Here is a 26,303-nt window from a genome sequence, read left to right as displayed (position 1 = left end):
CGGCCGTCAGCCCGTGACCGCGCCCTCCGCGGCGGAGTGCACGAGCTTGGAGTACTTGGCCAGAACGCCACGGGTATAGCGCGGGGGAAGCGGTTCCCAGCCATCACGGCGGGAACTCAGCTCGGCGTCATCGACGATCAAGTCGAGAGTGCGAGCGGCGATATCGACCCGTATCAGATCACCATCGCGCACGAAGGCGATGGGACCTGCGTCCACCGCTTCGGGAGCTATGTGGCCGATGCACAGTCCGGTTGTGCCGCCTGAGAATCGACCGTCCGTCAAGAGTAGTACATCTTTTCCGAGCCCCGCGCCCTTGATGGCCGCCGTGATGGCGAGCATCTCACGCATGCCCGGGCCGCCCTTGGGGCCCTCGTAGCGGATGACGACCACGTCGCCGGCGGCGATCTCGCCGGCCTCGAGGGCGTCCATCGCGCCGCGCTCACGCTCGAACACGCGGGCGGGACCCTCGAACACGTTGCCGTCGAAGCCGGCCGACTTCACCACCGCGCCTTCGGGGGCCATCGAGCCGTGCAGGATCGTGATGCCGCCGGTGGCGTGGATCGGGTCGTCGAACGAGTGGATGACCTTGCCGTCGACCGGGTCGGGGTTCAGGTCGGCGAGGTTCTCGGCGAGCGTCTTGCCCGTGACGGTGAGCGCGTCGCCGTGCAGCAGACCCTCGTCGAGCATCGCCTTCATGATCACGGGGATGCCGCCGTGGCGGTCGACGTCGTTCATGACGTACTGCCCGAACGGCTTCATGTCGGCCACGTGCGGGGTGCGGTCGCCGATGCGGTTGAAGTCGTGGAGGTTCAGCTCGACCTCGGCCTCGTTCGCGATCGCGAGCAGGTGCAGCACGACGTTGGTCGAACCGCCGAGCGCCATGGCGAGGGCGATGGCGTTCTCGAACGCCTCCTTGGTGAGGATGTCGCGCGTGGTGATCCCCTGACGGAGCAGATTGACGACGGCCTCGCCCGAGCGGTGGGCGAAGTAGTCGCGGCGACGGTCGGCGGAGGGCGGGGCGGCCGAACCGGGGAGGCTCAGTCCGAGCGCCTCGGCGACGGAGGCCATGGTGTTGGCGGTGTACATGCCACCGCACGCACCCTCGCCCGGGGCGATCGCGCACTCGATGCGCTTGAGGTCGGCCTCGCTCATCTTGCCCGCGAGACACGCGCCCACGGCCTCGAACGAGTCGATGATCGTGACGTCCTTCTCGGTGCCGTCGCTGAGCTTCACCCAGCCCGGGGCGATGGAGCCGGCGTAGAGGAAGACGCTCGACAGGTCGAGACGGGCGGATGCCATGAGCATGCCCGGGATCGACTTGTCGCAGCCCGCGAGGAGCACGGAGCCGTCGAGGCGCTCGGCCATCATGACGGTCTCGACGCTGTCGGCGATGACCTCTCGCGAGACGAGCGAGAAGTGCATGCCCTCGTGGCCCATGGAGATGCCATCGGAGACGGAGATGGTGCCGAACTGCAGGGGGTAACCGCCGCCGGCGTGGACGCCTTCTTTGGCGCCCTGCGCGAGCCGGTCGAGGCTGAGGTTGCAGGGGGTGATCTCGTTCCAGCTCGACGCGATGCCGATCTGGGGCTTGTCCCAGTCCTCGTCGCCCATACCGACCGCGCGGAGCATTCCGCGCGACGTGGTGGCTTCGATGCCGTCGGTGACGACGCGACTGCGGGGCTTGATGTCGAACTCGCCGGTGTTCGGATTCTGCGGTGCGGGCATTCTCGAAGTCTATTGCGAGCGGCACGCGCGCGACGCCGCCCGGGCGGTGAACGGTGGATTCATCGTCGAGGGCCGCTGCCCCCGGCGCTCACCCCGCGTGCGCGCTCCGCAATCGGGCGATCCGCTCGAGGACCGCCACGAAGGCCGCGATGTCGTCGACCCGCAGCGTCGCCGCCGTCTCTCCCCCGCCGACGCGCACGCCGAGGTCGCCCGCCCCCAGCGATAGCAGGGCGTCCTCGTCGGTGACGTCGTCGCCGGCGAAGAGCACCGCCGTGGCGCTCACGCGCTCGCGCAGGTGCGCGACGGCCGAGTCCTTGCCCTCGTGCCGGAACGAGAACTCGAGAATGTCGTGTCCGGTGCGCCGTCGCCACGACGGCGCTCGGGCGGCCAGGACGGCGTCGGTCGCCTCCCGCGCGGCGCGGGCGGCATCGGCATCCGCCGTCCGGGTGTGCAGTCCGAGCCCGAACTGCTTGGGCTCGACCCGTGCTCCGGGGAACGCGGCGACGGCGTCGCGGACCTCGGCGGTGAGGCGGTCGCGCAGCGCGCGGTCGTCGGCGTCGTCGTCCGCTTCGACGGCACCGGAGCCCGGCTCCCAGGCCTCGGCCCCGTGCGAGCCCATCAGCCACCACGGAGAGGAGTCGTCGTGCTCCGCGATGACGCGGAGATCGGCGAGCGTGCGGCCGGAGACGAGGGCCACGGTCGTCGCCGGGAGGCCCGCGAGCTCCTCGAGCACCGCGCGGGCGTCCGGCGTCATGCGCGCCGACATCGGCTCGTCGACCAGCGGCGAGAGCGTGCCGTCGAAATCGAGGGCGATCAGCAGCGTCGCGGTCGTCGCGACGGCCTCGACGGAGGCGTCGGCGGCGGTCATCCGGCATCCATCCCTTCATCGATGCGGATCGGGTCGAGCTGCGACCCCGTCATCCGGCATCCGTCTCGTCGATGGGCTCGAGCTCGGGAGCGGAGCCGTCGTCGTCGCGGGTGACCTCGGCGGCGGCCGCAGCGCTGGAGGCCTTCTCGTGGAACACCGAGAGCGCCTCGAGGAAGTCCTGCGACCAGTCCTCGACGTCGTGGTCGCGCACGCGTTTGCGCAACGCCCGCATGCGGCGGCCCTGTTCGGCGGCGGGCATCTCGAGCGCGCGCACGATGGCATCCTTCATGCCGTCGATGTCGTGCGGGTTGATGAGCAGGGCGCTGCCCATCTCGTCGGCGGCGCCGGCGAACTCGCTGAGCAGGAGCACGCCGCGGTTGTCGACGCGGCTGGCCACGTACTCCTTCGCGACGAGGTTCATGCCGTCGCGCAGCGCCGTGACGAGCATGATGTCGGCGGCGAGGAACAGCGCCACCATCTCCTCCCGCGGGTACGACTGGTGGAGGTAGCGGATCGCCGTGTGCGTCGTGGTGTCGTGGTCGCCGTTGATGCGGCCGACGGTCATCTCGATCTCGTCGCGCAGTTGCACGTAGGCGTCGACGCGCTCGCGACTGGGGCTCGCGACCTGCACGAGGGTGGCGTCCTCGACCGTCGCGCGACCGTCTTCGAGCAGTTCGCCCCACGCCTTGAGACGGTGGCGGATGCCCTTGGTGTAGTCGAGGCGGTCGACGCCGAGGAGGATCTTGCGCGGATTGCCGAGACCCTCGCGGATCTCCTTGGCGCGCTGCTGGATCTCGGGCTTCTGCGCCAGCTCGATGTAGGAGTCGGCATCGATCGAGATGGGGAACGCCTTGGCGAGCGCGACGCGCGTCGTCTCGCCCTCGGGGACCAGGATGCCGCTGGCCTTGGTCTCGTACCGCAGCTGTCGGCGCACGGCGCGGGCGAAGTTGCCCGCGTCGGCCACGCGCTGGAAACCGATGACGTCGGCGCCGAGGAGTCCCTCGAGCACCTGCTTGCGCCAGGGGAGCTGAGCGTAGAGGCCGTAGGCGGGGAACGGGATGTGGTGGAAGTAGCCGATGGTGAGGTCGGGGCGCAGCTCGCGCAGCATCTTCGGCACGAGCTGCAGCTGGTAGTCCTGCACCCACACGATGCCGCCGTCGGCGACGACCTCGGCCGCGGCCTCGGCGAAGCGCCGGTTGACCTTGACGTAGGCGTCCCACCAGGCCCGCTTGTAGGTCGGCGCGGCGATGACGTCGTGGTAGAGCGGCCAGATGGTGTCGTTCGAGAAGCCCTCGTAGTAGAGCTCGACGTCGGAGGCCGACAGGGTCACGGGGACGAGGTGCGTGCCCTCGAAGTCGAACGGCTCCACGGTGGCGTCGGCCTGACCGGCCCACCCCACCCAGGCACCCTCGGCGCGGCGCATGACGGGTTCGAGAGCGGTGACGAGCCCGCCCGGCGATCGGCGCCAGCCCTCTCCGTCGGGGGTGCGGTCGACGGGCAAGCGGTTGGCGACGACGACGAAATCGGCCTGGGTCACAGGTCCTCCTCGGGGATCGTCCTCAGGCTAACAGCGGGCTCGGTCCGCGCACGGGGGTGGACGCGATGCGATAAGCGGTGCTCAGGGCGCCCCCGGGTCGAGCGCTGTCAAGGCGCGGCATACGATCGCCCTCCTCGATAGGTTGGGCGCATGCGGCAGTACATCTTCGGAACCGGTCTCCTCAGCGCCATCACCGGTGGCGTCACGCTCCTGCGCGGCCTCAAGAACGACGAGCCGTTCACCTGGCGCACGGCGCTGGCGTGGCTCAGCTGGGGCATCACCCTGGCGCTGGCGATCGGCGCCGTCGTCGACACCCGCCGCGCGCGCCGCGGCCGCGTCATCGCGGGCGACTCCCCCGTCTCGAAGAAGCAGGACAAGCTGTTCAAGAAGCGCCTGGGTCGCTGACCCCCTGACACCGACGGATGCCACGGCCGGAGGGTCGTGGCATCCGTCTTCCCGTCTGCGGGTCAGCGGGTGAGGATCAGCGCGTCGCCCTGGCCGCCGCCGCCGCAAAGGGCGACCGCCGCCGTGCCGCCCCCGCGGCGCACGAGCTCGTGGACGGCGTGAACGACGAGGCGGTTGCCCGAGGCGCCGATCGGGTGACCGATCGCGATGCCCCCGCCGTGCGGGTTGACGACGTCGTCGGAGAGCCCGAGTTCGGCCTGCGACCGCGCCACGACCGCGCCGAACGCCTCGTTGATCTCGACGAGGTCGAGATCGGAGGCCGAGAGTCCCTGCTTCTGCAGCGCCTTCTCGATCGCCCGCGCGGGCTGGGCGTGGAGGGAGTTGTCGGGGCCGGCGACCTGCCCCGCGGCGCCGACGACCGCGAGCACATCCCAGCCGTGTTCGGCGGCGACAGCGCGCGTGGTGACGACGACCGCCGAGGCACCGTCAGAGATCTGCGAGGCGTTGCCGGCGGTGATCGATCCCCCCTCGGCGAACGCCGGGCGCAGCTTCGCGAGCGTCTCGACCGTGGTGTCGGGGCGGATCCCCTCGTCAGCCGTGACGACGACCGGGTCTCCCTTGCGCTGCGGGATCGAGACGGGCACGATCTCGGCCTCGAACATCCCGTCGGCCTGGGCTGCGGCGGCTCGCTGGTGCGACCGCGCCGAGACGGCGTCCTGCGCCTCGCGCGTGACCTCGTAGCGGGCGTTCGCGCGCTCGGTGGACGCGCCCATGCTCTCGCTGTCGTACGCGTCGGTCAGCCCGTCGTGAGCCATGTGGTCGAGGACCTCGACGGAGCCGTAGGAGTACCCCTCGCGCGAGTTCATGAGCAGGTGCGGGGCGCGGGTCATCGATTCCATGCCTGCGGCGACCACGACGCTCGCGTCTCCGAGGCGGAGCATGCGCGCGGCGTCGATGACCGCGGTGAGCCCCGAGAGGCACACCTTGTTGATCGTGGCGCTGTGCACATCCCAGCCGATGCCCGCTGCGATCGCGGCCTGTCGCGCCGCGTTCTGCCCCGCCCCGGCCTGCAGCACCTGCCCGACGAGCACCGCGTCGACGGCGTCGGCGGGGATGCCGCCGCGCTCGAGCGCCCCGCGGATCGCCGCGGCGCCGAGCTGGACAGCCGTGAGCGGCGCGAGCTGCCCCTTCAGACGACCCTGCGGGGTGCGCGCGGCGGCGACGATGACGACGTCGTTGTCGGTGGTCATGCGTTCTGCTCCTCTGTGAGCTTCTCTGTGCGCTTCTCGGTGAGTCCCACGGTCAGCGGGGGCTGGGTGGCATCCCGCACCTCGTCGACGCTCACCCCGGGGGCGAGCTCGACGAGCACGAGTCCATCCTCCGTCACGTCGATGACGGCGAGGTCGGTGATGATCCGGTCGACCACGCCGCGACCGGTCAGCGGAAGCGAGCAGGAGTCGACGATCTTGGGCGAGCCGTCCTTCGCGACGTGCTCCATCAGCACGATCACGCGGGCGGCGCCGTGCACGAGGTCCATCGCGCCGCCGGGACCCTTGACCATCTTCCCGGGGATCATCCAGTTCGCCAGGTCTCCGGATGCCGAGACCTGCATCGCCCCGAGGATCGCGGCGTCGATCTTGCCGCCTCGGATCATGCCGAAGCTCAGGGCCGAGTCGAAGAACGCGGCTCCCGGCAACGTGGTCACCGTCTCCTTGCCGGCGTTGATGAGGTCGGCATCCACGGCGTCCTCGGTCGGGTAGGGACCCACGCCGAGGATGCCGTTCTCGGACTGCAGCACGACCGTCACCCCGTCGGGCACGTGGTTGGGGACGAGCGTGGGAAGCCCGATGCCGAGGTTGACGTACGCGCCGTCGGCGAGCTCCCGGGCGGCGCGGGCCGCCATCTCGATGCGGGACAGGGGCATGTCAGTTCTCCTCGGTGACGGTCGAGATCGGTGCGAAGCGGGGCCCCTGACCGCGAGGTCTCTCCGCCTGTCCAGGTCCCTGAGCCTGTCGAAGGGACCGGGGGCAGCATTTCGGCATGATCACCGGTTCCCCTCCCGGACGGTGCGCTTCTCGATGCGCTTGGGGATGTCGGGCCCGACCTCGACGATCCGATGCACGTAGACGCCGGGCAGATGCACGGCATCCGGATCGAGCTCGCCGGGTTCGACGAGGTGCTCGACCTGCACGATGCAGGTACGGCCGGCCATGGCGGCGAGGGGGTTGAAGGCCCGCGCGGCTTTGCGGAAGACGAGGTTGCCGTGGCGGTCGCCCTGGTAGGCGTGCACGAGCGAGAAATCGGTGGTGATCGCCTCTTCGAGCACGAACTCGCGCTGCTCGCCGTTCACGTCGAAGGTGCGCACGTCCTTGACCGGGGAGGCCACAGCGATACCGCCGGCCGCGTCGTAGCGGCGGGGCAGGCCGCCCTCGGCGACCTGGGTACCCACTCCGGTCTGCGTGTAGAAGGCCGCGATGCCCGAGCCGCCGGCCCGCAGCTTCTCGGCGAGCGTGCCCTGCGGAGTGAGCTCGAGTTCGAGCTCGCCCGAGAGGAACTGCCGCTCGAACTCCTTGTTCTCGCCGACGTACGACGAGGTCATCTTGCGGATGCGACCGGCGCCCAGCAAGATGCCGAGCCCCCAGTCGTCGACGCCGCAGTTGTTCGACACGACCGACAGGTCGCGGGTTCCCTGGGCGAGCAGAGCCTCGATCAGGGCGATGGGATTGCCCGAGAGACCGAAGCCGCCGACAGCGAGAGATGCTCCGTCGGGGATGTCGGCGACGGCCTCGGCAGCTGAGGCGACGGTCTTGTCGATCACGCGAACTCCTTCGTAGCGGCGTCCCTCCACCCTGCGGCGCGGGCCGGCGCCGCGGCCAGCCCGTTCTTGCCATGTGGATGCCGCCGGGCGTAGCGTCCACATCGTGGACTCCAGATCGCCCGGATCACCCGGGGAAGTCACTCCGAGGGAGCCGCGACCACATCGTGCCGCGGTGCGAGAGACCCCGGCCACCGTCCCCGGAGCCCAGGCCATCGCCCGCGCAGCGCACCTCCTGCGTCTGGTCACAGCCGCCGGCGAGGCGGGTGCCGCGGTGGCCGACCTCGCGCGCGACGCCGATCTGACACGTCCGACGACTCACCGACTGCTGAGTGCCCTGCGAGCCGAAGGTCTCGTCGACCGCGACGACGCGACCGGGCACTGGCTCCCGGGACCCGAGCTGTACCTGATGGGCAGCGTCGCGGCATCCCGCTTCGACATCACGGCGACCGCGCGCGACATCGTGCGCTCGCTGGCGGTCCGCACCGAGGAGAGCGCGTTCCTCTCGGTGCGGCGCGGCGACGAGACCGTCTGCCTCGTCCGCGAGGACGGGAGCTTCCCCATCCGCTCGTTCGTGCTGTCGGAGGGGGTGCGCTTCCCCCTGGGCGTCGCGTCGGCAGGGCTCGCGATCCTCGCGTTCCTGCCGCCCCAGGACGTGGACGCCTACCTCGAACGGCATCCGGAGCTCGTCGAACGCTGGGGAGCCTCCCACTCCCCCGCGCGGCTACGCGCGCGCGTCGCCGACACACAGGCGCGGGGCTACGCGGTCAACCCCGGCTTGATCGTCGAGGGCAGCTGGGGTGTGGGCGCCGCGGTCTTCACGCGGGCCGGCGACCCGCAATGGGCGCTGAGCCTGACGGGAGTCGAGTTCCGGTTCGGCGGCGAGCGACTCGCCGAACTCGGGCGGATCCTGCTGGCGCACGCGCACCAGTTGTCGACGCGGATCGCCGCGCGATAACAGGGCGCGCGCCGCCAGCGCTCGGCGCCCTGTCACGACGTGTGGCGCCGGCCGCGCGCGCGGAGCCCGCAATAGATACCTACGGTATATAACTGGGGTATACTTTCACCTATGACCCGGGACGACGACCTCCAGCGCCTGCTGCTCGCCGTGCATGCGCTCACGCGTGTAGCCGCCCTCGACACGAACTCCGACGCTCCCGCGGCGCAGTGGCGCACGCTGACGCTGCTGCGCGACCACGGCCCGCAGCGCCTCGGCGACCTTGCGACGCTCAGCCGCGTCACGCAGCCCGGTATGACCCGGCTGATCCGGCAGATGGATGCCGCTGGACTCGTGTCGCGTCGCAGTCACCCCGACGACTCCCGCGTGAGCGTGGTGGCGGCCACCGAGGACGGCCTCGACGCCCTCGAGCGCTGGTACGAGCTCTTCCGCGCTGCCCTCGCGCCGCACGTGGCCGACTTGTCCCCCGCGGAGTGGGAGGCCGTCAGCACGGCGGCCTCGGCTCTCTCGCGCCAGGTCGGGATGGCGCCCGTCGGGTCGAACGAACACACCGAGAAACCGAGCGACCAGGTACGCGCCTCGCGCGGTGCCGCACGTCGCTCCGAAGAAGAAAGAGAGGTGGTCCGGTGAGCGCCGGTACCGCAGCCGACCCGGTCGATAAGGCCCCGAGCGTCTGGAAACAGCCCGCACAAGTCTGGGCAGTCGCCTTCGCGTCGGTCGTGGCGTTCATGGGTATCGGGCTCGTCGATCCGATTCTTCCCGCGATCGCCGAGTCGTTGAAGGCGAGCCCGGTGCAGACCGAGCTGCTCTTCACGAGCTACCTCGTGGTGACCGGTCTCGCGATGCTCGTCACCAGCTGGATCTCCAGCCGCATCGGCGCCAAGTCCACCCTGCTGGTGGGTCTCGGGCTGATCGTGGTGTTCGCACTGTTCTGCGCCCTGAGCGGCAGCGTCGACGCCGTCATCGGCTTCCGCGCCGGGTGGGGTCTGGGCAACGCGCTCTTCATCTCCACCGCTCTCGCGACGATCGTCGGGGCCGCATCGGGCGGCACATCGTCGGCGATCATCCTGTACGAGGCGGCACTCGGCCTCGGCATCGCCGTCGGTCCGCTGCTGGGCGGCGTCCTCGGCGAGGTCAGCTGGCGCGGACCGTTCTTCGGCGTCGTCGCCCTGATGGCGATCGCGTTCATCGCGGTGGCGGTCCTTCTTCGCGGACCGAAGCCCGCGCGTACGCCCCTTCCCTTCAGCGCCCCGTTCCGCGCGCTGGGCCGCCCGGCGCTCGCGATCCTCGCGGCGACCGCCCTGTTCTACAACATCGGCTTCTTCACCCTCCTGGCGTTCTCGCCGTTCCCCCTCGGATTCGGTGCCATGGGTATCGGCCTCACCTTCTTCGGCTGGGGCGTGGGCCTCGCGATCACGAGTGTCTGGGTCGCTCCGCTGCTGCTGCGCAGGCTGCGCCTGACAAGCGTGCTGCTGATCGCGCTGCCCCTGCTGGCAATCGACCTGGTGGTCGCGGCCTTCACCGTGGCGTCGTCGACCGCCCTCGTCGTGTGCATCATCGTGGGTGGCCTCGTGCTGGGCGTGGTCAACACCGCGCTGACCGAGGCCGTGATGGAGGCCACCGACCTGCCGCGCTCGGTCGCCTCGTCGGCGTACTCCGCCGTCCGCTTCCTCGGCGGGGCCGTCGCTCCGCCGCTCGCGGCGTGGCTCTGGCACGCCTACGGCGCCGATGTGCCGTACTTCATGGCCGCCGCCTCGGTGTTCATCGCCGCTGCGTGCATCCTGTTCGGCCGTCGCCTGCTGGCCCACGTCGACGGCTCGCACCCCGACGCCGCCGATGAAGGCGCCGCCGTGCTGGTCGGAGACGCTGCGTAACACCGTCACTCCCCCGCAAGGACCTCCTGCACCACAGCCCGCGCGCCGGGTGCCGACATGACGATCGAATAGTGATCGACGGCCGGCACCCGGCGCGTCGCCGCAAGCCGGGGGAATCGGCTGCGGATGCCGTCGAGGTCGGGGTACAGCGGCGAAACCTCGCCGAGCAATCCCCGCTCAGCCGCGATCAGCCGCGTCGGGCGGCGCAGGCGTTCGAGCGCTCCCGCGATGGCCTCGCCGGCGTTCTGGTCGATGGAGTCGGCTTCGACCGTGGCGAACGTCGTCGCCGGCCGCAGCGCGGGTGATTCACCGACCAGGTCGTAGGCGAAGTAGGCGTCGAGCAGCGGGTCTTCGCGCCCTGTGAACGCGGGGTGCGCCCGCCAGAAATCACGGTACGCGCCCTCGCTCGGGAAGCGCATGTCGAGCCGCGCCGCGGTCGGTCCGAGCACGTGGCGCACCGCCTCGCGCGGTTCCATTCCACGCGGCAGGGTCAGGGGCAGCCCGCCGTCGACGAGGACGATCCGCTCGACCCGGTCGGGGTGCCGTTCGCCGAACACCAACGAGATGAACGCGCCCATCGAGTGCCCGACCACGATCGCCCGCTCGACCTCGAGGCCGTCGAGCACCTCTGCCAGGTCATCGGCGTGCTGCGCCAGCCCGATTCGCCGCGCCGACGCCGTGCTGCGCCCGCGCCCGCGCAGATCGGGGGCGATCAGCCGCGCCGAACTCTGTGCCGCGACCCACGCCCACGCCACGTGCGACGCGGTGACCCCGTGCACGAGCAGCCACGGGGTGCCCTCGGCATCCGGATGCCACTCACCGACGCGCAGGTCTCCCTCCGCGACCGCGAGGTCATGGGTGACGTACGTGGCTGGCGAGGCGCTCTCGTTCGGCATGGCGACATCGTGGCACGGGGGCCCGACACCGGGACCGAGGCACCGGCAATGCATGCGATGCCCGCAGCTGCCGACCGCGGACGGGCCGGTGACGACCTCGCGACCGGCGAGCAGTTTGCATAGGGTCGACATATGGGGGCACAACGTGAAGTCGACTTCTGAGGTCCTCACCTCGAGCGCGCTGCCCGCGTGGCCGAAGCCGGCGTTCGCCGGATGAGTACCCCGTCCCCCGTCGAACCGGGATGGTACGTCGTCGCGCCCCGCACCCAGCGATCGTGGGACGGCACCCGGTGGACGGACGACGTCATCCATCACGATCGTCCGATGACGGCGACCGCTCTCAGACAACGCACTACGCGGATGATGTGGGCGTGGGTGGCGATCGGGGTGGTGGCGTGGGTGACGTTCCTGGTGATGCTGGTCGCCTTCGGCCCCGGCGCCGCCGTCCCGCTCGCGGTACTGCCGCTGGCCGGGACCGCGGCCATCGTCGCCGTGTCGCTATCCGGCTCGCGATTGATCGCAGCTCTCCCCCCGGCGTAGCCGCTGCATTCGGATCAGCGAGCGATCTCCGCCCCCATATCCGCCACGCGCTCCTGGAGCGTGTCCCACAGCTGGTCGAACCGCGCGTTCCACGGCGTCGCGAACAGGCCCTCCTCCCACCGACGGCGCACCACGTCGAGGCCGACCCACTCCGACTCGAGCACTTCTTCCGGATCCGGCACGGGCACAGGCTCGCCGTCGACGCGCGCGACCCACAGGTCGAAGAGCGCCCGCTTCTCGATCACCCGCCCGACCAGCACGAGGTCGTCGCCGGTGACCCTCATCCCGGTCTCCTCGGCGAGCTCGCGCACCGCACCGGTGCGGCTCGTCTCGCCGCGCAGCGCGCTCCCGGCCGGGAACTCCCACGCGAGGGGGTAGTCCTTCCCCTCGGCGCGGCGGCTCATCAGCACGCGGCCGGACGATGACACGAGGCAGACAGATGCCACGACATGGAATGACCCGGCCGGCACCGGGCCGTCACCGCGTCGGTGGAGGGTGCCCGTGGGCGTGCCCTGAATGTCGGTCACGTCCCACATCTCGTCGTCGGCCATGTGTCCTCCCGCCTTCGCGCCGCTGCCCAGCGGCCAGGATTCCATCATGCCGAGAGCATTCCCTCGCGCAACGGGATTGCGACCGAACCTGACCTGACCTCCCCCGCAGACGCCGAAATCCCCTCCGCAACCGCGAGGCTGCGAAGGGGATTCCGGTGGTGGTGCACCCCCTGGGACTTGAACCCAGAACCCACTGATTAAGAGTCAGTTGCTCTGCCGATTGAGCTAGAGGTGCGTTCCGTTCGGCGGGAGATTCGCTCTCCGCGCCGAGGAATGACATTACCAGGGGTGACGCGACCACACCAAATCGAGCCAGGAGCGCCGGTTATCCTGGAGCCGTGTCCCGCATCGAAGAGCCCGCCGCGACCCTCGCGGACCTGACCGAGGATCTCGCACTCGCCCTCCGCCTGGCCGACGCCGCCGACGCGGTCGCGATGCAGCGTTTCGACGCCGCCGACCTGCGCATCGACACCAAGCCCGACCGCACGCACGTCACCGAGGCCGACCTCGCCACCGAGCGCGCCATCCGGGAGATCCTGGATGCCGAGCGCCCCGCCGACGCGATCCTGGGCGAGGAGTACGGCAGCTCCGGCGACACCTCGCGGCGCTGGGTGATCGATCCGATCGACGGCACCCACAACTACATGCGCGGCATCCCCGTGTGGGCCACGCTCATCGCCCTCACCGTCGACGGCGTCCCGACCGTCGGCGTCGTCAGCCAGCCCGCGATCGGGCGCCGCTGGTGGGCGGCGACCGGCCAGGGCGCGTGGACGACCACCGCCACCGGGGAGACCCGCCGCATCCACGTCTCCGGTATCGACGACGTCGCGGCCTCGAGCATCAGCTTCCAGAGCATCGAGCAGTGGGATGACGTCGACCTCGTGCCGACGCTCGAGCGCCTCGCCCGTGCCGTGTGGCGCGACCGCGCCTACGGCGACGCCTTGCCGTACATGTGGCTCGCTGAGGGGAGGCTCGAGCTCGTCGCCGAGTTCGGCGTGAAGGAGTACGACATCGCCGCGATCGCCCCCATCGTGCGCGAAGCCGGCGGACGCTTCACCGCGTTCGACGGAGCCGACCGACTCGACGCCGAATCGTCGCTCGCGACGAACGGCGTGCTGCACGACGCTTTCCTCACCCTGCTGCACGAAGGCGACGGTTCACGATGATGCGCGCGACCACCCTCGCGCGGCGGCGCTCCGCCCGTGCTCGTGTGTCCGCTCTCGTCGCAGGCGGCGCCTTCGCGGCCCTCGTCCTCGCGGGGTGCGCGGCCCCCGCACCCGAGCCCGCGCCGGCCGCAGAGGCACCCTCCTCGGCCGCGCCCGCCGCCGGTGTCGAGACGCCTGCGCCGGCCGCATCGCCATCCGGTTCGGCGACCCCGCCCGCAGACCCCACGTGCGAGAACATCATCCCCCAAGCCACCGCCGACGACTTCAAGAGCCTCGGCTGGACGTCGCAGGAGGACCAGTTCCGCATGGGCGCCACGGCTCTCGACGACGGCATCCAGTGCAAGTGGGGCGACACGAAGATCGCCTCCGACCGTGTGCAGATCTTCGGCTGGGCACCCATCGACGACGCCACCGCGAAGACGGCGCAGAAAGACCTCGTCGCAGCGGGATGGAAGGTCGAGAAAGATGCCGACGGCGTCTACGTGACCGAGAACCCCGACTGGCTGAACGGACGCGGTGCCGACGGCTACGGCCTGACCTACTTCTTCGGCGACGGCTTCGTGAAGCTCGCCGACACCCGACAGAGCCTGATCCTCGTCCAGAGCCCCCGGTAGCCGACGGCGCCGACGGTCGCCGGCTCGGCGTCGCCCGTCACCGGTACGGGTTGCGCGCCTCCACGTCGCGAGCCGCCGAGAACCCCTCGTCCCACGCGTCGCCCCGCGCCTCGACATCGCGCCACAGGGCATCGGCCTGCAGCACCCGCTGCGCGAACGCGACCCAGTCGGTCCACCCGGCCGTGATCCGTCCCGCGTCATTCCCGTCGGCGTCGATCCCGGATGCGGCGCCGCGTCCGCCGCGCTCCTGCTCGGCGGTCCACGTGGACGCGTCGGGCGTCGGGGCGAGGTGGAACGGACCGACGTCGATGCGGAGGGCGCGGGGATCTGGCATCCTTCGACGCTAGGCGGCACGGAGTCATCCGGGCAACGTCCCTCCGCGGTCGGAGTCCGGAGGCACGAGGATCCCCGCTCCTCACGTAGGCTCGACCCTCGTGGCTATCGGCGCGACCATTCACACGTTCACCGTGCAGCTCTCCGATGTCGACCGCGGCGTCTACGACGAGCTGCAGCTGCGCGTCGCGCGGCATCCGTCCGAGACCGCGCCCTACATGCTCACCCGCGTGCTCGCCTACTGCCTCGAGTTCGAAGAGGGCATCGCCTTCAGCGAGGGAGTCGCCGCGACCGACGAACCCGCCGTCCTGGTGCGCGACCTCACCGGCGCGCTCGTCGCCTGGGTGGAGGTGGGAGCCCCGGATGCCGCCCGCCTGCACACCGGGAGCATGAAGGCCGAACGCGTCGCGGTCTACACCCACCGCGACCCCGAGAAGGTCGCCGCCGCGTGGGCGGGCAAGCGCATCCACCGCGGTGACGAGGTGCTGCTGCACAGTTTCGACCCCGGGTTCGTCGAGCGTCTCGCGGAGGCGATCGAGCGACGGAACACGGCCACCCTGACGCGCACCGAGGGACGCATCTACCTCGAGCTGAACGGCGGCTCGGGCGAGAGCGACATCCACACGCGCAGCGCGAGCTGAGCGGCGCCGGCAGGCGGGCCGAGCGCACGGCCGGGTACGTCGCGCCCACCGGTGACGCTCACGCCGCGCAGAGGCCCGCGCGGCGCTCATCGGCGTACGAGAAAGCCCCCGCCCCACCGAAACGGGCGGGAGCGAGGGCTTTCTGACGACTCATCGTGACAACGGCTCGTGGAGCTGGGGGGAATCGAACCCCCGTCCAACGCTGGGTCTCCGCGTTTTCTCCGGGCGCAGTCTGTGCAGACGTTCTGCTCGGCTCCGACCTTTGTCACAGACACCTAAGTCGACGAGCCCAGCCTGGGAAAAGTCCCGCGTGACGTCCAGACGCCGTCACGCAGCAAGACCCCTAAATGACGCCAGGATCCGTGGCGGGGTCACACACGGTCTGACGGACTATCGGGCTCGCTTACGCAGCGAGGGCGAAGTCAGTGCGCTTAGCATTGGCACTTATTGTTTTGCAGGGAGCGTTTACGAGATAACCCCACATCCTCGGCCCGCTTCTCGCGGGTTCGCAGGCGCTGTCGAAACCGATCAGCCCCGGGAACTCCGTGAAGGAGCGGCCGTTGTCACGCTGTTGAGTTGCCAAGCCGGGAGCAGAAAGCACCCGAGCGTCACAGTCTACAACGCATCGGGGGCTCGTGAATTCCCGGTGTCGACGACTCTCGCATCGGACCGCCCCGCGCCCGTCGCCCCGTCGCGTCGGCCCGCGAATTCCCCGCGTCGACGACTCGCGCATCGGACCGTCGCACGCCCGTCGCCCCGTCGACGCCGTCGCGTAGGCTCACCGCATGAGCGACGTCGTCATCACCGTCCGAGGCGAGAGCAACGCCCGCGTCCGTGCCGAAGAAGCGGCGGTCCGTGTCACGGTCTCGGTCGACGGGCCGTCTCGCGGCCCCGTCGTGGAGCAGGCGCAGGAGCGCGCATCGTCGGTGCAGGACGGCCTCGTCGCCCACCTGCGTTCGGGCGAGGTCTCGGAATGGTCGAGCGCCCGTGTCTCGGTCTGGTCGGACCGGCCGTGGAACGCCGAGGGGGCGCAACTCCCCCTCGTCCACCACGCGAGCGTCGAGCTCTCGGCCACGTTCATCGACGCCGGCGCCTTGTCGTGGTGGCTCGGCGACGTCACCGAGTCCGACGACGTGCAGGTCACCGCTGTCGACTGGCGCCTCTCCCCCGACACGCGCGCACGCACCGAGCGCGAGGTCGCCGCCGAGGCCGTGCACGTGGCCGTGGAGCGCGCGACCGCCTACGCCGACGCCCTGGGGCTGGCATCCGTCGCCGCCGTCGAGGTGGCGGATGCCGGGCTGCTCGCGACCCGCCCCGAGTCCCCCGCGCCGATGGGCGCCCGCATGATGGCGGCTGCGTCGGCCGGAGGGTCGTCGTTCAGCCTGCAGCCGCCGGAGATCGTCGTGACCTCGGTCGTCGAGGGGCGCTTCCGCGCCGAGTGACGGGTCCTACTCGCCCAGGCGGTTCTTGGTGCGCATCGCACGCTCGGCCTCGCGCTTGTCCTCGCGCTCGCGGATGGTCTGACGCTTCTCGAACTCGCGCTTGCCCTTCGCGACCGCGATCTCGACCTTCGCGCGCCCGTCGAGGAAGTACAGGCGCAGCGGGACGAGGGTGTAGCCGCCCGCGGCGACCGCGTGCGAGAGCTTGACGATCTCCTCCTTGTGCAGCAGCAGCTTGCGCGTGCGCTTGGCGGAGTGGTTCGTCCAGTGTCCCTGCGAGTACTCGGGGATGTGCACGGCATCGAGGAACGCCTGACCGCCGTCGATGTACGCGTAGCCGTCGGTGAGGTTCGCCCGCCCCTGGCGCAGCGACTTCACCTCGGTGCCGGTCAGGACGAGACCGGCCTCGTAGGTCTTCTCGATGGCGTAGTCGTGACGCGCCTTCTTGTTCGACGCGATGAGCTTCTCACCCTGCTCACGAGGCATGGTGCCACCTCCTCATGATCATGGGCACACAGAGCCCCTCAGCCTACAGGACGCCGGAGCCCGCCGTCGCGAACGGTCAGGCGCGCAACCAGCGACGGATCGCGAAGCTCGCGCTGAGGGCGGCGAGGATCACGCCGATCACGACGATGACCGGGATGACGAACGCGACGTCGCCGATACCCACCCACGACGTGATGAAGCCGATGCGGTCGCGCAGGTACTGGTTGACACCCACGCCCACGATCGCCCACACCGCCACGCTCGCCAGCGCCGAGCCGATCAGCGCCGCCAGCACGCCCTCGACGATGAACGGCGTCTGGATGAAGCGGTTCGAGGCACCGACGAGACGCATGATCCCGAGCTCCCGGCGTCGCGCGAAGGCCGAGAGGCGGATCGTGGTGGCGATCAGCAGCACCGCCGCGATCAGCATGAGCCCGGCGATGCCGACCGCGACGTAGGTCGCGACCGTGAGCGCCTGGAACAGGGGCTCGAGGTACTGCATCTGGTTCGTGACCTCTTCGACGCCCGCCTGGCCGCTGAAGGCCTCGATGATGACGTCGGACTGGTTCTGGTCGACGAGGTTGATGCTGAAGGTCGCATTGAACTGATCCGCGGTGACGACGCCGATGATGTCGTCGGGCAGCAGGCCCTTGGCGTTCTCGAACACCTGCTCGCTGGTGGCGTAGGTGTAGTCGCGGATGAGCGGGGCGAGGGCGTCGCCGTCGAGCTTCGCCGTCACCGCGTCGATCTGCTCCTGCGTGGCGGCCTGACCGGTGGTGCAGGTGTCGACGTCCGACACGGTCGCGCACATCGACACCGCCACCTGGGCGCGGTCGGCCCAGTACGACTGCATCTTGCCGATCTGCATCTGCATGAGCATCGCCGCGCCGACGAAGGTGAGCGACACGAAGGTCACGAGGATGACCGAGATCACCATCGAGGCGTTGCGTCGCAGGCCCGTGAAGGCCTCCGAGAGGATGAGCCCGAACCTCATGACGTGGGTCCCACTTCGTCGTTGCGATCCGTCTTCGCGCCCAGACCGAGGCGGTCGGCGACGCCGAGGGCCTCGACGTCGGGGGTCGTGACGGGGATGGAGCGCGTGTTGGTGCCCGGCTCGCGCGTCTGCTCGGCGGCCGGCGTGGTCACCGCGGGGGCGGGGGTCGTGGTATCCGGGTCGGATGCGGCCGCGGGGCGGGTGACGGCCGCCGACGGCAGCGGCTCCACGGGGCTGGTCACGCTCGTCACCTCGCGCTGGACCTCGAGCACCGCGGTGAGGGCGGCCACCGCGGCGGCGCCCTTCTCGACCTCGGGCGCGAGTCGCGGGAGGCTGGAGGTGTCGCCGTAGCCGCCGTGGCGTTCGTCGCGCACCATCTCGCCGCCGCGCAGTTCGATCACGCGGCGCTGCATCTGGTCGACGAAACCGGCCTCGTGCGTGGCCATCACGACGGTCGTCCCGCCGGCGTTGATGCGCGCGAGAAGGCGCATGATGTCGATCGAGGTGCCGGGGTCGAGGTTTCCGGTCGGCTCGTCGGCGAGGAGCACCTGCGGGCGGTTGACCAACGCTCGCGCGATCGCGACGCGCTGCTGCTCGCCACCCGACAGCTCATGCGGCAGGCGCTTCTCCTTGCCGTCGAGGCCGACGAGCGCGAGCACCTCCGGCACGGCCTGCTGGATGAACCCACGCGAGGCGCCCGTGACCTGCAGCGTAAAAGCGACGTTCTGGTGCACGGTCTTGTTCGGCAGCAGGCGGAAGTCCTGGAACACCGACCCGATGTGGCGGCGGAAGTAGGGGACCTTGCGGTTCGACAGGGTGCGCAGGTCGCGGCCGAGCACGACGACGCGCCCCTCGGTGGGGGTCTCCGCCCTCAGGATGAGCTGCAGGCACGACGACTTGCCCGAACCCGAGGCTCCGACGAGGAAGACGAACTCCCCGCGCTGCACCTCGAAGTCGACGGCGTTGAGGGCGGGCTTCGCGGTGCCGCGATACCTCTTGGTGACGTTCTCGAACCGGATCATGGCTCGACGAGCCTAAGCGCGGGCGCGAAACAGCCCGTCAGGACGCGCCGTGTCGCCAAACCGAGAGAGTCCTATGGATGCCGGGGGTACCGGCATCCATAGGACTCTCGTCGAAAGGGGATGATCAGTCGTCGTCGTCCTTGCGCTTGCGCCAACGGATTCCGGCGGCGATCAGACCGTCGAGATCGCCGTCGAAGACGACGGCGGGGTTGCCGACCTCGTAGCCGGTGCGCAGGTCTTTCACGAGCTGCTGGCCGTAAAGGAAGTAGGAGCGCATCTGGTCGCCCCAGCTCGCGGTGATCGTGCCGGCGAGCTCCTTCTTCTTGGCGGCCTCTTCTTCGCGCTTGAGCAGAAGCAGGCGCGTCTGCAGCACGCGCATAGCGGCGGCGCGGTTCTGGATCTGCGACTTCTCGTTCTGCATCGACACCACGAGGCCGGTCGGGAGGTGCGTGATGCGCACGGCGGAGTCGGTGGTGTTGACCGACTGCCCGCCGGGGCCGGAGGAACGGAAGACGTCGACGCGGATGTCACCCTCGGGGACGTCGACCTCGACGGCCTCTTCCATCACGGGGATGACCTCGACCGCGGCGAAGCTCGTCTGACGCTTGTCGGCGCCGCCGAACGGGCTGATGCGCGCGAGGCGGTGGGTGCCGGCCTCGACCGACAGCGTGCCGTAGGCGTAGGGGACGTCGACCTCGAAGGTGGCCGACTTGATGCCGGCGCCCTCGGCGTAGGAGGTGTCCATGACCTTGACGGGGTACTTGTGGCGCTCGGCCCAGCGCAGGTACATGCGCAGGAGCATCTCGGCGAAGTCGGTCGCGTCGTCGCCGCCCGCTCCCGAACGGATCGTGACGACCGCGGAGCGCGGGTCGTACTCCCCGTCGAGGAGCGTCTGCACCTCGAGCTGGCCGATCACGTCTTTCAGTGCCGCGAGCTCGCGACGGGCCTCGTCGGCGGAGTCCTCGTCGTCCATCTCGATCGCGAGCTCGACGAGCACCTCGAGGTCGTCGAGACGCTGCTCGATCTCCGAGACTCGCTTGAGTTCGGCCTGACGGTGGCTCAGACGGCTGGTGACCTTCTGGGCGTTCTCGACGTCGTCCCACAGGTCGGGGGCACCGGCCTCTTCGCTGAGGCGATCGATGTCGGCTTTGAGTGCGTCGACGTCGACCACGGCCTGGATATCGGCGAAGGTCGAGCGCAGCGCCTGGATGTCGGCGGTCAAATCGAGTTCGAGCATGAGACATCAAGCCTATCGTGGAGACGGTGACAGCCGACTCTCCCCGGAACGTGCTGGTGCGCTTCGCACCGATGATCTACGGCCCCACCCTTCTGTTCGCGCTCGGCGAGGGCGCGGTGATCCCCCTCATCCCCGTGATCGCCAACCGCCTCGGCGCCGACGTCGCCGTGGCCGCCCTCGTCGCCGCCGCCCTCGTCGTGGGCCAGCTGTGCGGCAACATCCCGGCGGGATGGGCCGTCGCCCGCTTCGGCGAGCGCCTCACGATGGGCGTGGCCGGGATCATCGTGCTCGCGGGCCTGACCGGGATCGTGTTCGCGCAGTCGCTGGCGTTCTTCGCCGCGGCCGTCTTCCTCATCGGGTTCTGCGCCGCGTCGTTCGCGCTCGCGCGCCACTCGTTCATGACGACCCGCGTGCCGCTGCACTTCCGGGCGCGGGCCCTGTCGCTGCTCGGCGGGACGTTCCGCCTCGGGATGTTCGTCGGCCCGTTCATCTCGGCGGCACTGCTCGGGATCTTCGGCGACGAGACGGCATCCGTTGTCTTCTTCGCGGTGTGCCAGGTCGCCACCGTCCTCCTCGTGTTCTTCGGCCCCGATCCCGAGAAGGCGGTGCCGGTGGGCGCGGGGGCGCGCCGCGTCGACGGCGACTCGCGCGACGCGGAGGACACCGGAGAACCCGTGACGGGAGCGATCCCGACAGTCGAGCGCGCCGGGGTGTTCCGCACGATGTGGCGGTTCCGCGGAGTGCTCGCGCGGCTGGGGCTCGCCGCGGCCTCGCTGTCGGCGGTGCGGTCGGCGCGGCAGGTCGTGCTGCCCCTGTGGGGCGTGTCGCTCGGACTGGATGCGGGGACGATCGCGGTGGTCGTCGGGGTGTCGGGCGCGATCGACTTCGCCCTGTTCTACGCCAGCGGCCAGGTCATGGACCGCTTCGGACGCCTGTGGGCGGCACTGCCCGCGATGATCCTGATGGGAGCGGGGTTCTTCGCCCTGTCGTTCACGCACGACCTGGACTCGGCGGCCATGTGGTACGCCATGTTCGCCGCGGTGCTCGGGGTCGGCAACGGTCTGTCCAGCGGCATCCTGCTCACCCTCGGGGCCGACATCGCACCGCCGAACGAGCCCGCGGCGTTCCTCGGCTCGTGGCGGACGCTCACGGATGCCGGCGGTGCCGTCGCCCCGCTGATCGTGTCGGCGCTCACCGCGGTGGCGACGCTGTCGATCGGCGTGGGGGCCATGGGCGTCATCGCGGTCCTCGGCGCAGCGGGGTTCATCCGCTGGGTGCCGCGATACGTGCCCCGCGTGCGCTGACGGCGGGGCCCGGAACCCCGGCGGCGGTGGATGCCGCGGATGGACCGATTTGCCGGGTACGCCGTGCCGGGACGACGATGGAGCGCCTCGATCCCTCGACCGAGGCGAGGAGGCACGGTGCAGAACGTCGGACGGGGAGCCCTCGCGCTGTCGGCCGCACTGGCGGCGGTCGCCGGCTTCGTCGACGCCGTCGGGTACCTCGACACCGGCGGACTGTTCGTGTCGTTCATGAGCGGCAACTCCACGCAGGGCGCGGTCGACGTGCCGAGCTCGCTCGCCCTGGCCCTCGTGCCGCTGGGCCTCATCGCGGCGTTCGTCGTGGGTGTCGCGGTCGGCGGCGCGGTGCGCCCGCGGTCGCGGCGCGCGCAGGCCTCGCTCATCGCGGGATCGGCCCTCGTGGTGGGGCTCGCCGCGGTGCTCGCGACCGCCGGTCCGTCCACACTGTGGCGCGCGGGCCTGCTCGCCGCGGCGATGGGAGCCCTCAACACGCTGTTCCTCGCCGAGGATCGGGCGCGCGTCGCCATCACCTACTCCACCGGCACGCTCGTGAGCCTCGGCCTGGGTCTCGCCGCCCTGGTGACCGGTCGTTCTCGCACCGCGTGGCGCCGCCCCCTGCTGCTGTGGGCGGCGCTCGTCGCGGGTGCCGTCCTGGGCGCCCTCGCGCACGACCTCGGCAGTTCCGCGGCGCTCGCGACGGCCGCTGCGACGATGCTCGTGGCAGCGGCGATCGTCGGGCGGAATCCGCGGCGCGGCTGATCGCGCCGCCGGTCGCTCGGGGTCCTCGGCCGTGTGACCCCCAGGTTTCAACCCTGTGAAGAATGCGGCCACCATTGCGTTTTTTACGAATCCCCTATGAGAATCGTCTCGCGATCGCCTTCTCTGGGCGTCGCGTCATTCCCCCTGGATGATGCGGGCATCGATGCCCGCGGAGAGGCGCATTCATCGTGCTCCGAAACACCCTGCATTCCCCTCCCTCTCGCGCTCGACGGGCGTCGGCTTTGCTGGCGACCGCCGCCCTGGTGGGCGGCGGCCTGCTGATCGCCCCGGCCGCGTTCGCCGCCCCGGCCACCCCGCCCGATGACCTCGGGGTCACGGGCGCCGACGTCATGACGCACTTGACCGAGTTGTCGGACATCAGCGAGTCATTCGCCGCCGACGGCTACCGCGTCTGGAACGGACCCGGGTACGAGGCCGCCGCCCGCTACGCCGAGCAGGTCCTCGAGGGAACCGGCGCCTTCACCGTCTCGCGTCAGACGTTCGAGGTCCCCACCCCGGAGTTCGGCGAGGCCTCGCTCACGGTGGACGGCACCACCTACACCGGGTCGCACTTCGACCTCAGCGAGGGCATCGAGGGCGACTACACCGCGCAGCTGTCCCTGCCCTCCGACGCCGACGGCGCGCACCTCGGCTGCGAGCCCGGTGACTTCGCCGCCGTCCCGGCGGGCGCGATCGTGCTCATCCAGCGCGGCATCTGCACCTTCGAGGCGAAGATCGACAACGCCACCGCGGCCGGGGCGGGAGCGGTGTTCGTCTACAACAACGAGCGTCCCGCCGAGGAGGGCGTTTCCCCGGACGACCAGCTGACCAACGTCGCCTCGGGACCGCGCAACGAAGACGACTCCCCCGCCGCCACGCTGCCCCAGGCCAGCGGTGACGCCATCGCGGCGCTCGTCGCCGCGGCCCCTGCCGACGTTCCAGTCGAAGGGACGGCGGTCATCGAGAAGCAGTTCCTCGTGACCGAGTCCTTCAACGTCATCGCCGACAGCATCGCGGGCGACCCCGACGACACCGTCGTGATCGGCGCGCACCTCGACGGTGTGGCCGAGGGCCCCGGCGTCAACGACAACGCCTCGGGTTCGGCGGCCATCCTCGCCCTGGCCGAGAGGATCGCGGCATCCGAGACGCCCAACGACAAGCGGATCCGCCTCGCGCTCTGGAGCGCCGAGGAGGTCGGCCTGGTCGGCTCGACCGCGTACGTCGACGATCTGATCGCCAACGACCCCGCCGAGCTCGAGCGCATCTCGTCCTACCTCAACTACGACATGATCGGGTCGGAGAACTTCACCGTCGGCGTCTACGACGCGAACGAGTCGACGTACGAGGCGCCCGTCGAGATCCCCGCGGGTTCGGCGGAGATCGAGCAGATCTACACCGATTACTTCGACGCGATCGATCAGCCGTGGATCGACACCGAGTACTCGGGCCGCAGCGACTACCAGGCCTTCATCGACAACGGCATCCCCGCGGGCGGTCTGTTCTCGGGTGCCGACGACATCAAGACCGAGGAGCAGGCGCGCCTGTTCGGCGGAACGGCCGGGGTGTTCATGGACCGCAACTACCACACGATCGACGACACCCTGGCGAACGTCAATCGCGACGCGATCGACATCTTCGCGCCCGCGATCGGCCACGCCGCGTTCGCCCTCGCGTGGGACGCCACGGTGGAGCCCTCCCCCGAGCCCACGCCGGGTGAGCCGTCGCCCGAGCCGACCACCGAGCCCACCGTCGCCCCGACGGCTGAGCCCACGGCGGCGCCGACCACGGCACCGAGCCCCGCGCCCAGCGCCACCGGGGGCCCGGCCGGAAGCGGCCCGCGCGGCGGCGACCTGGCGAACACCGGTAGCGACGTCGACGGCTCGCCGCTGCCCGCGGTCGGCGCCGGCATGCTGGCCCTGGGGCTGATCGTCGCAGCCGGCACCGTGATCGCCCGCCGTCGCACTCAGCAGTAAGCAGGCGAACGCGAACCGCCGGGGCCCGTTCGGGTCCCGGCGGTTCGTCGATGAGGGGGGCTCACTCCGCGTCGGTCACCCGGATGAGGACCTTGCCCGTGGCGCCTCCCGCGACGGCGTCATGAGCGGCGGCGGTGTCGGACAGGTCGAACCACGTCAGCGGCAGGCCGTGCGCCTCGCCCACCGGGAGGGCACCGTCGGCCACCGCGGCCGCGACGTCCTCGGCCGCTGCGGCCAGCGCGCGCTCCCCCACGGTGTACAGCAGCAGTCCCTGCCAGCGCACGTTCTTCGCGAAGCTGGGGCGGACGGGGGCGGCGAAGGTGTCACCGCCGTTGTCGGCGTAGTAGCCGATCGTGCCGTGGTTGGCGACGACCTCGACGTCGAGGGCGGCGTTGTCGGCGATGGCGACCTCGACGATGTGCTCGACCCCGTCGGGGGCGATCTCACGGATGCCGTCGGCCAGCGACGCGCTCGGGTACTGCAGCACGTGGTGCGCGCCGGCCGCGCGGGCGAGCTTCGCCTTCTCGTCGTTGCTGACGGTGGCGATGACCTTCGCGCCGGCCCAGGCGGCGAGCTGGATCGCCGCGTGCCCCACGGCGCCGGCACCGCCCTGGACGAGCACGGTACGGCCGGTGAGAGCACCGGGCGCGAGGCGCGAGGGGCCGTCCTCGTGCACGGTGAGCGCGCGATGGGCGGTCATCGCGGGCACGCCGAGGCTCGCGCCGAGTTCGAACGACGCTCCGTCGGCCAGGGGCACCGCCCGCTCGGCCGGGAGGACCGCGTACTCGGCGGCGGTGCCGGTCGGACGCTGGTGGGCGGCCAGGTAGACCCAGACCCGCTGGCCCGCCGAGAGGGTCGAGACGCCGGGGCCGACGGCATCCACGATGCCCGCTCCGTCCTGGTTCGGGGTGATCTCGTCGAACGGGAGGGGGCGGCCGGCGCTTTCACGCGCCTTCCAGTCGGTGGGGTTCACCCCCGACACCGTGATGCGCACGCGCACCTCGCCGGGGCCCGGCTCGGGCAGTGGTCGCTCGACGAGCGACAGGACGGAGGAGTCACCGGGCTGGGTATACGTGATCGCCTTCATACGGAGTCAAACCGCCTCGGCGCAGGGGCATTCCCGTGGGCGTGTCGGCGGGCCCCCGCCCCCGCGGCGGCCGCGGGTGAGATCGCGGGGGTTTGACGGCTCGTTCACATCGAGCGCGCGCGTGCGCGCGCTTAGACTGATCCCACTCGCGGGAGTGGTGAAATCGGCAGACACGCAGGATTTAGGTTCCTGTGCCTTCGGGCGTGGGGGTTCAAGTCCCCCCTTCCGCACGTTCACCGTTTCGCCAGCACCGCCTCTCCGACCCGAACGGGACCGATGTGATCCACACCACCGCCTCACTGCTCCCGTGGCTCGACCCCGCGACGATCATCGACTCGGCCGGCCCGTGGGCCCTGGCCATCGTCTGCCTCATCATCTTCGCCGAGACGGGCCTGCTCATCGGCTTCCTCCTTCCCGGCGACACGCTGCTGGTGATGGCCGGCATCCTGTCGAACCCGGTCACGCACCCCCCGCACGGCGTCTTCGGCGTCAACGTGTGGGTCACCGGGCTGCTCATCGGTCTCGCCGCGTTCCTCGGCGGTGAGGTGGGCTACGTCATCGGCCACAAGGCCGGTCCGGCGATCTTCGAGCGCAAGGACTCCGGCCTGTTCAGCCGCAAGAACGTCGAGCGCACCAACGCGTTCTTCGTGCGCTTCGGTGGTCTGACCGTCATCCTGGCGCGCTTCGTGCCGATCGTGCGCACCTTCGCCCCCATCGCCGCGGGCGTCGGCCACATGAACAAGTGGAAGTACACCCTCTACAACTTCATCGGAGCCGTGCTGTGGGGCTTCGGCCTGACGGTGTTCGGGTACGTGCTGAGCCTCATCCCCGGCGTGGGCGAGTTCGTCGCCGAGTACATCGACGTCATCCTCCTCGCGGTCGTCGTCGGCACGGTGGGCTTCGTCGTCGTCCACTACTTCCGCGAGCGCGCCGCCGCCAAGCGCGAGGGCGCGGTCACCCCCGCCGAGGCAGAGTCACTCTCCTTCGACCCGAAGACCCTCGAAGACGGAGACCAGCCGACGCGCTGATGCCGTGGGCGCCGCCGGCGCTCTGCTGCCGCCGACGCCTCGGGCACCCGACCC

27 protein-coding genes, 2 tRNA genes and 1 other RNA gene are annotated in these 26,303 nt (G+C 70.6%); 14 read left to right on the top strand and 16 right to left on the bottom strand.

Annotated features, from left to right (window positions below; all coding sequences use genetic code 11):
* Positions 1 to 6 precede the first annotated feature (6 nt).
* The 3 genes from ilvD to otsA all read right to left on the bottom strand — a co-directional run bounded on the left by ilvD (position 7) and on the right by otsA (position 4,130).
* Positions 7 to 1,725, bottom strand: coding sequence for a dihydroxy-acid dehydratase (gene ilvD, locus AB0230_RS10960; protein WP_315995462.1), 1,719 nt, complete (start codon positions 1,723 to 1,725; stop codon positions 7 to 9).
* Positions 1,726 to 1,813: 88 nt separating this feature from the next.
* Positions 1,814 to 2,593 (bottom strand): trehalose-phosphatase, encoded by a 780-nt coding sequence (gene otsB, locus AB0230_RS10955; RefSeq protein ID WP_366375730.1) that lies wholly within the window; start codon positions 2,591 to 2,593, stop codon positions 1,814 to 1,816.
* Positions 2,594 to 2,642: 49 nt separating this feature from the next.
* Positions 2,643 to 4,130, bottom strand: a complete 1,488-nt coding sequence (otsA, locus tag AB0230_RS10950) for an alpha,alpha-trehalose-phosphate synthase (UDP-forming) (protein WP_363392019.1) — start codon at positions 4,128 to 4,130, stop codon at positions 2,643 to 2,645.
* Between the two features lie 150 nt (positions 4,131 to 4,280).
* Here otsA and AB0230_RS10945 point away from each other — a divergent pair, with 150 nt between their 5' ends.
* Positions 4,281 to 4,535: a hypothetical protein gene (locus AB0230_RS10945; RefSeq protein ID WP_315995459.1), complete on the top strand. Its 255-nt coding sequence runs from the start codon at positions 4,281 to 4,283 to the stop codon at positions 4,533 to 4,535.
* Positions 4,536 to 4,597: 62 nt separating this feature from the next.
* Here the strand turns inward: AB0230_RS10945 and AB0230_RS10940 are convergent, their stop codons facing one another.
* From AB0230_RS10940 to AB0230_RS10930, 3 genes are all read right to left on the bottom strand, one after another.
* On the bottom strand, positions 4,598 to 5,785 hold the full coding sequence (locus tag AB0230_RS10940) for an acetyl-CoA C-acetyltransferase (protein WP_366375727.1): 1,188 nt from the start codon (positions 5,783 to 5,785) through the stop codon (positions 4,598 to 4,600).
* Positions 5,782 to 6,459, bottom strand: a complete 678-nt coding sequence (locus tag AB0230_RS10935) for a CoA transferase subunit B (protein WP_366375725.1) — start codon at positions 6,457 to 6,459, stop codon at positions 5,782 to 5,784. Before AB0230_RS10935 ends, AB0230_RS10940 begins: the two co-directional genes overlap by 4 nt.
* A 120-nt stretch (positions 6,460 to 6,579) precedes the next feature.
* A complete protein-coding gene (locus AB0230_RS10930; RefSeq protein WP_315995456.1) occupies positions 6,580 to 7,353 on the bottom strand; it encodes a CoA transferase subunit A in 774 nt (257 codons plus the stop codon).
* 172 nt (positions 7,354 to 7,525) lie between these two features.
* On the opposite strand from AB0230_RS10930, the gene AB0230_RS10925 reads away from it, so the two are divergent.
* The 3 genes from AB0230_RS10925 to AB0230_RS10915 all read left to right on the top strand — a co-directional run bounded on the left by AB0230_RS10925 (position 7,526) and on the right by AB0230_RS10915 (position 10,182).
* A complete protein-coding gene (locus AB0230_RS10925) occupies positions 7,526 to 8,308 on the top strand; it encodes an IclR family transcriptional regulator (protein WP_363579308.1) in 783 nt (260 codons plus the stop codon).
* A 111-nt stretch (positions 8,309 to 8,419) separates the two neighbouring features.
* Complete coding sequence (locus AB0230_RS10920; RefSeq protein ID WP_315995455.1) at positions 8,420 to 8,938, top strand: MarR family transcriptional regulator; 519 nt, start codon at positions 8,420 to 8,422, stop codon at positions 8,936 to 8,938.
* Entirely contained in the window at positions 8,935 to 10,182 is a 1,248-nt protein-coding gene (locus AB0230_RS10915; RefSeq protein WP_363579310.1) for an MFS transporter, read from the top strand. The genes AB0230_RS10920 and AB0230_RS10915 overlap by 4 nt, the downstream gene beginning before the upstream one ends.
* A gap of 5 nt (positions 10,183 to 10,187) precedes the next feature.
* Here AB0230_RS10915 and AB0230_RS10910 read toward each other — a convergent pair whose 3' ends face one another.
* Positions 10,188 to 11,078, bottom strand: coding sequence for an alpha/beta hydrolase (locus tag AB0230_RS10910; protein ID WP_366375722.1), 891 nt, complete (start codon positions 11,076 to 11,078; stop codon positions 10,188 to 10,190).
* Positions 11,079 to 11,291: 213 nt separating this feature from the next.
* Between AB0230_RS10910 and AB0230_RS10905 the strand changes: the two genes are divergently transcribed.
* Positions 11,292 to 11,618 (top strand): hypothetical protein, encoded by a 327-nt coding sequence (locus AB0230_RS10905; protein ID WP_363579314.1) that lies wholly within the window; start codon positions 11,292 to 11,294, stop codon positions 11,616 to 11,618.
* Positions 11,619 to 11,632: 14 nt separating this feature from the next.
* Here AB0230_RS10905 and AB0230_RS10900 read toward each other — a convergent pair whose 3' ends face one another.
* The gene (locus AB0230_RS10900) at positions 11,633 to 12,217 is read right to left on the bottom strand and encodes an NUDIX hydrolase (RefSeq protein WP_363579316.1); all 585 of its coding nucleotides are present in this window, start codon (positions 12,215 to 12,217) and stop codon (positions 11,633 to 11,635) included.
* Between the two features lie 111 nt (positions 12,218 to 12,328).
* Positions 12,329 to 12,404: transfer RNA gene (locus tag AB0230_RS10895), tRNA-Lys, on the bottom strand.
* Between the two features lie 103 nt (positions 12,405 to 12,507).
* Between AB0230_RS10895 and AB0230_RS10890 the strand changes: the two genes are divergently transcribed.
* Together AB0230_RS10890 and AB0230_RS10885 are read left to right on the top strand one after the other, a co-directional pair.
* On the top strand, positions 12,508 to 13,335 hold the full coding sequence (locus AB0230_RS10890; protein ID WP_366375720.1) for an inositol monophosphatase family protein: 828 nt from the start codon (positions 12,508 to 12,510) through the stop codon (positions 13,333 to 13,335).
* Positions 13,335 to 13,949 carry a hypothetical protein gene (locus AB0230_RS10885; RefSeq protein WP_366375718.1) on the top strand — a complete coding sequence of 205 codons (615 nt, stop codon included), beginning with the start codon at positions 13,335 to 13,337 and terminating at the stop codon, positions 13,947 to 13,949. The genes AB0230_RS10890 and AB0230_RS10885 overlap by 1 nt, the downstream gene beginning before the upstream one ends.
* Before the next feature lie 37 nt (positions 13,950 to 13,986).
* Here the strand turns inward: AB0230_RS10885 and AB0230_RS10880 are convergent, their stop codons facing one another.
* The gene (locus AB0230_RS10880) at positions 13,987 to 14,283 is read right to left on the bottom strand and encodes a hypothetical protein (RefSeq protein WP_315995448.1); all 297 of its coding nucleotides are present in this window, start codon (positions 14,281 to 14,283) and stop codon (positions 13,987 to 13,989) included.
* A 100-nt stretch (positions 14,284 to 14,383) separates the two neighbouring features.
* Here AB0230_RS10880 and AB0230_RS10875 point away from each other — a divergent pair, with 100 nt between their 5' ends.
* Positions 14,384 to 14,923 carry a YaeQ family protein gene (locus AB0230_RS10875; protein WP_366375716.1) on the top strand — a complete coding sequence of 180 codons (540 nt, stop codon included), beginning with the start codon at positions 14,384 to 14,386 and terminating at the stop codon, positions 14,921 to 14,923.
* Between the two features lie 166 nt (positions 14,924 to 15,089).
* Here the strand turns inward: AB0230_RS10875 and ssrA are convergent.
* Positions 15,090 to 15,459: a transfer-messenger RNA gene (gene ssrA / locus AB0230_RS10870) on the bottom strand.
* A gap of 249 nt (positions 15,460 to 15,708) precedes the next feature.
* Here ssrA and AB0230_RS10865 point away from each other — a divergent pair.
* Positions 15,709 to 16,365 carry an SIMPL domain-containing protein gene (locus AB0230_RS10865; RefSeq protein WP_366375714.1) on the top strand — a complete coding sequence of 219 codons (657 nt, stop codon included), beginning with the start codon at positions 15,709 to 15,711 and terminating at the stop codon, positions 16,363 to 16,365.
* 6 nt (positions 16,366 to 16,371) lie between these two features.
* Here AB0230_RS10865 and smpB read toward each other — a convergent pair whose 3' ends face one another.
* The 4 genes from smpB to prfB all read right to left on the bottom strand — a co-directional run bounded on the left by smpB (position 16,372) and on the right by prfB (position 20,101).
* Positions 16,372 to 16,848, bottom strand: coding sequence for an SsrA-binding protein SmpB (smpB, locus tag AB0230_RS10860; RefSeq protein WP_076676126.1), 477 nt, complete (start codon positions 16,846 to 16,848; stop codon positions 16,372 to 16,374).
* 76 nt (positions 16,849 to 16,924) lie between these two features.
* Positions 16,925 to 17,842 carry a permease-like cell division protein FtsX gene (ftsX, locus tag AB0230_RS10855; protein ID WP_315995445.1) on the bottom strand — a complete coding sequence of 306 codons (918 nt, stop codon included), beginning with the start codon at positions 17,840 to 17,842 and terminating at the stop codon, positions 16,925 to 16,927.
* Positions 17,839 to 18,864, bottom strand: a complete 1,026-nt coding sequence (ftsE, locus tag AB0230_RS10850) for a cell division ATP-binding protein FtsE (protein WP_363579324.1) — start codon at positions 18,862 to 18,864, stop codon at positions 17,839 to 17,841. Before ftsE ends, ftsX begins: the two co-directional genes overlap by 4 nt.
* Before the next feature lie 124 nt (positions 18,865 to 18,988).
* Positions 18,989 to 20,101 carry a peptide chain release factor 2 gene (gene prfB / locus AB0230_RS10845; RefSeq protein ID WP_316004619.1) on the bottom strand — a complete coding sequence of 371 codons (1,113 nt, stop codon included), beginning with the start codon at positions 20,099 to 20,101 and terminating at the stop codon, positions 18,989 to 18,991.
* A gap of 71 nt (positions 20,102 to 20,172) precedes the next feature.
* On the opposite strand from prfB, the gene AB0230_RS10840 reads away from it, so the two are divergent.
* The 3 genes from AB0230_RS10840 to AB0230_RS10830 all read left to right on the top strand — a co-directional run bounded on the left by AB0230_RS10840 (position 20,173) and on the right by AB0230_RS10830 (position 24,134).
* Positions 20,173 to 21,405, top strand: coding sequence for an MFS transporter (locus AB0230_RS10840; RefSeq protein ID WP_363579403.1), 1,233 nt, complete (start codon positions 20,173 to 20,175; stop codon positions 21,403 to 21,405).
* A gap of 117 nt (positions 21,406 to 21,522) precedes the next feature.
* Entirely contained in the window at positions 21,523 to 22,161 is a 639-nt protein-coding gene (locus tag AB0230_RS10835) for a DUF1275 family protein (protein WP_315995443.1), read from the top strand.
* A gap of 188 nt (positions 22,162 to 22,349) precedes the next feature.
* On the top strand, positions 22,350 to 24,134 hold the full coding sequence (locus AB0230_RS10830; protein ID WP_366375710.1) for a M20/M25/M40 family metallo-hydrolase: 1,785 nt from the start codon (positions 22,350 to 22,352) through the stop codon (positions 24,132 to 24,134).
* Between the two features lie 61 nt (positions 24,135 to 24,195).
* On the opposite strand, the gene AB0230_RS10825 is transcribed toward AB0230_RS10830, so the two are convergent.
* Complete coding sequence (locus AB0230_RS10825; RefSeq protein ID WP_315995441.1) at positions 24,196 to 25,221, bottom strand: NADPH:quinone reductase; 1,026 nt, start codon at positions 25,219 to 25,221, stop codon at positions 24,196 to 24,198.
* Between the two features lie 148 nt (positions 25,222 to 25,369).
* Between AB0230_RS10825 and AB0230_RS10820 the strand changes: the two genes are divergently transcribed.
* Positions 25,370 to 25,451 (top strand) — tRNA-Leu (locus AB0230_RS10820).
* Between the two features lie 51 nt (positions 25,452 to 25,502).
* On the top strand, positions 25,503 to 26,249 hold the full coding sequence (locus AB0230_RS10815) for a VTT domain-containing protein (RefSeq protein WP_366376231.1): 747 nt from the start codon (positions 25,503 to 25,505) through the stop codon (positions 26,247 to 26,249).
* The last annotated feature ends 54 nt before the right edge of the window (positions 26,250 to 26,303 follow it).

It is taken from the genome of Microbacterium sp. NPDC089190 (assembly GCF_040701795.1).
GTDB lineage: Bacteria > Actinomycetota > Actinomycetes > Actinomycetales > Microbacteriaceae > Microbacterium > Microbacterium galbum.
The sequence above is the reverse complement of the archived record's forward strand: the minus strand, read 5'-3'. Positions and strand labels throughout refer to the sequence as shown.

What these genes read in the sequence shown, in the direction of transcription:
- AB0230_RS10865 (WP_366375714.1), top strand. Translation starts at nt 15,709, where the DNA reads ATGAGCGACGTCGTCATCACCGTCCGAGGCGAGAGCAACGCCCGCGTC.
- otsB (WP_366375730.1), bottom strand. Translation starts at nt 2,593, where the DNA reads ATGACCGCCGCCGACGCCTCCGTCGAGGCCGTCGCGACGACCGCGACG.
- AB0230_RS10935 (WP_366375725.1), bottom strand. Translation starts at nt 6,459, where the DNA reads ATGCCCCTGTCCCGCATCGAGATGGCGGCCCGCGCCGCCCGGGAGCTC.
- prfB (WP_316004619.1), bottom strand. Translation starts at nt 20,101, where the DNA reads ATGCTCGAACTCGATTTGACCGCCGACATCCAGGCGCTGCGCTCGACC.
- AB0230_RS10905 (WP_363579314.1), top strand. Translation starts at nt 11,292, where the DNA reads ATGAGTACCCCGTCCCCCGTCGAACCGGGATGGTACGTCGTCGCGCCC.
- AB0230_RS10900 (WP_363579316.1), bottom strand. Translation starts at nt 12,217, where the DNA reads ATGATGGAATCCTGGCCGCTGGGCAGCGGCGCGAAGGCGGGAGGACAC.
- AB0230_RS10945 (WP_315995459.1), top strand. Translation starts at nt 4,281, where the DNA reads ATGCGGCAGTACATCTTCGGAACCGGTCTCCTCAGCGCCATCACCGGT.
- AB0230_RS10940 (WP_366375727.1), bottom strand. Translation starts at nt 5,785, where the DNA reads ATGACCACCGACAACGACGTCGTCATCGTCGCCGCCGCGCGCACCCCG.
- smpB (WP_076676126.1), bottom strand. Translation starts at nt 16,848, where the DNA reads ATGCCTCGTGAGCAGGGTGAGAAGCTCATCGCGTCGAACAAGAAGGCG.
- AB0230_RS10885 (WP_366375718.1), top strand. Translation starts at nt 13,335, where the DNA reads ATGCGCGCGACCACCCTCGCGCGGCGGCGCTCCGCCCGTGCTCGTGTG.
- AB0230_RS10880 (WP_315995448.1), bottom strand. Translation starts at nt 14,283, where the DNA reads ATGCCAGATCCCCGCGCCCTCCGCATCGACGTCGGTCCGTTCCACCTC.
- AB0230_RS10840 (WP_363579403.1), top strand. Translation starts at nt 20,173, where the DNA reads ATGATCTACGGCCCCACCCTTCTGTTCGCGCTCGGCGAGGGCGCGGTG.
- AB0230_RS10825 (WP_315995441.1), bottom strand. Translation starts at nt 25,221, where the DNA reads ATGAAGGCGATCACGTATACCCAGCCCGGTGACTCCTCCGTCCTGTCG.
- ftsX (WP_315995445.1), bottom strand. Translation starts at nt 17,842, where the DNA reads ATGAGGTTCGGGCTCATCCTCTCGGAGGCCTTCACGGGCCTGCGACGC.
- AB0230_RS10910 (WP_366375722.1), bottom strand. Translation starts at nt 11,078, where the DNA reads ATGCCGAACGAGAGCGCCTCGCCAGCCACGTACGTCACCCATGACCTC.
- ftsE (WP_363579324.1), bottom strand. Translation starts at nt 18,864, where the DNA reads ATGATCCGGTTCGAGAACGTCACCAAGAGGTATCGCGGCACCGCGAAG.
- ilvD (WP_315995462.1), bottom strand. Translation starts at nt 1,725, where the DNA reads ATGCCCGCACCGCAGAATCCGAACACCGGCGAGTTCGACATCAAGCCC.
- AB0230_RS10920 (WP_315995455.1), top strand. Translation starts at nt 8,420, where the DNA reads ATGACCCGGGACGACGACCTCCAGCGCCTGCTGCTCGCCGTGCATGCG.